Origin of the sequence: Bradyrhizobium sp. 160 (genome assembly GCF_023073735.1) — a bacterium.
In the GTDB taxonomy this organism is placed as follows: Bacteria; Pseudomonadota; Alphaproteobacteria; order Rhizobiales; family Xanthobacteraceae; genus Bradyrhizobium.
In genome coordinates, this window is sequence record NZ_JADPKD010000002.1 from 1 (window position 1) to 2,228 (window position 2,228).

Here is a 2,228-nt window from a genome sequence, read left to right on the forward strand (position 1 = left end):
CGGTTTTGGTCCACGGCATGGTGTCCTCCCTCGAATCTTTGCAAATCCGAAGGAATCACAAGCCGGCCAAAACCGCTCACCCTTTTTCGGTCAGGCTCTAAGGCTTCCGTTAAAACGCTCAATCGCTTCTCAAAGTATTGAAGCGAGACATGCGTGAGCCTGATCCATTCGTCCCAAACAAGCGAATAGCCGGGGGGGCTACCTGGATCGTCGAGAACTGAGGCGCGGGAGCGAATCTGATCGCGGGTCTGACGAATGAACCCTAGCGTTCCCTCTAGGTCAATGTCTGGGTCAGGCTTGAAGGACTCTTCTAGCGTGTAGTGCATACTTTTGTTGTCGACTGCCTCGGCTGCCGTCTGCATCGCCTGCCATTTGCCCTTGGACAATAGCTTGTACGCAAGTTCTTTGCCCTTAATATGTCGGAGGTCAGCCGCTCTATTCAAGCACTGATGCAGGCGTCTCGTCTTCTTGCACTTGATATCGCCGGTCTCGCCGAAATGCGCGACTCAGGCTAACCTGGCGCGCACTGACGAAAGCGGCAGGCGATGTCGAACAAGACCCAAGGGAAACATTCCTCGAAGATCTCGTGGCGATGATGCACGCCGTGCCGGGCGTAACGGTGGAAACGCGACGGAAGCTTCCGGTGATACGCGGCAGCAAGACTCGCAAGCGCGAAATCGATGTCCTGCTCACGGCCCATGTGGCGGGTTACCCGGTGCGCATCGCATTTGGATGCAAGAACGAGGTGAAGGCCCTCGACACCCTGGCCGTCGACAATTTTGCCGGTATTTTGGAAGACGTCGGCATCCCTGTGCAGCAGGGTATCTTTGTCAGCGCCAAGGGATACACATCTGACGCGCAAGACGCGGCCTCAGCATGCTCCCTTATGTTCCGGATGGCTGGGCTGACGATAAACCGTTCATTACAGCGGTGCTGGACAGCAAGGACGAGCCGCCTGTAACAGAGATTTTGAATTCGGTCTGGCAGCTATGGGTGTCCGGGAGAATTCCGGATACGATTGGTGAGCACTTGTTTTGCCTTGCCCCAAGGAGCCAGGATGCGACGTGGATCGGGGTTGGTGCGGTTACCGTAACAGGCTGGATGGCGTCGTCCCCCGGTGTCGTGAAACATGGCATCCTAAGAGATGCCCAAGCGGGGAACATTGACCGCGTGCATATCGCCGCAACGTTCGACGAGATTAAGGGGCCGCTCACGCTTGAACCCGTGAACTCCGAGACGGCGCTGGCGGACATCATCGAGAAGCAGCGGAACTCCCTGGTGATGCGCGTTCGCGTGCCCCGCATTGTGTCCGACGTGGGTTATTGGCCGCCGACCATCGAAGCCATGAACAAGGCCAAGGCGCTCGTCGATGCCGGCAAGCCCGTGAGGTTTGAGGACATGGAGGGCACTAATATTATGGACGCATGGCGCTTTAAGACTGGCTGACAACCGAACGAACCTGCTGTGGTTTATGCGACTTGCCGATAGCGGGTGCAATGGAGCTCGACGAATTGGGCAGAGAGCCCGTAAGGTGTCACTCGCCGGAGGCACTTGCGCAGCGAGCTCGCTTTCATTGCATTCCAGCGTCGCTATCACTACCCCTCAGCGGGGCCTTCTCTCCTGTCTCCGTCCCGCTGTCAAGCGACGTCCGGATTTGACCCCGCAGCGACATGAGGAAGTGACCCCCTTGTTGTTTGCAGGACTGTAGCAAGCCGCTCGCGAAGCGCGCCCGTCATAGCGCTGTAGCGAGCGAGCGGCTTGCTTCACGACTTCTTCTCCGATTTGGCTTCTGGTGCAGCGGGCTTCTGCAGCAGTCCGCTGCGGCGCTTCTCCTTCAAGCGATAGCGTCGCCGCGGATCGTGATGACGTGACTGTGGTGCAGCAGACGATCAAGGATCGCGGTGGCAACCACGGGGTCGCTGAAGACCGAGCCCCACTCGCCGACACTGCGGTTGCTGGTCAGCAGGATCGCGCCTCTCTCATAGCGACGGCTAACGAGCTGAAAGAAGAGATGCGCGGCATTGGGTTCAAAGGGCAGATACCCAAGCTCGTCGATGATCAAGAGCTTTGGCTTGGCAAATTGCGCGAGTCGCTCCTCGAGCCGCCCTTCGCCGTGACCTTTAGCAAGCTGCGCAACGACAGTCGTGGCTGCGACGAACTGAACGGAATGCCCAGCCAGGATCGCTTCGCGACCAAGAGCGACCGCAAGATGCGTCTTGCCAACGCCA

Annotated in this window: 3 protein-coding genes and 1 pseudogene; 2 read left to right on the forward strand and 2 right to left on the reverse strand. The window is 58.3% G+C overall.

The window, feature by feature from the left end:
• Positions 1-386 (reverse strand): hypothetical protein (locus tag IVA98_RS00500; protein ID WP_247354162.1); only part of this gene is annotated, 386 nt, incomplete at its 3' end.
• Positions 387-592: 206 nt separating this feature from the next.
• On the opposite strand from IVA98_RS00500, the gene IVA98_RS00505 reads away from it, so the two are divergent.
• Entirely contained in the window at positions 593-961 is a 369-nt protein-coding gene (locus IVA98_RS00505) for a restriction endonuclease (protein WP_247354164.1), read from the forward strand.
• Entirely contained in the window at positions 931-1,446 is a 516-nt protein-coding gene (locus IVA98_RS00510) for a hypothetical protein (protein WP_247354163.1), read from the forward strand. The genes IVA98_RS00505 and IVA98_RS00510 overlap by 31 nt, the downstream gene beginning before the upstream one ends.
• Positions 1,447-1,763: 317 nt before the next feature.
• On the opposite strand, the pseudogene IVA98_RS00515 reads toward IVA98_RS00510, so the two are convergent.
• Positions 1,764-2,228 (reverse strand): annotated as a pseudogene (locus IVA98_RS00515) (ATP-binding protein); the annotation flags it as partial.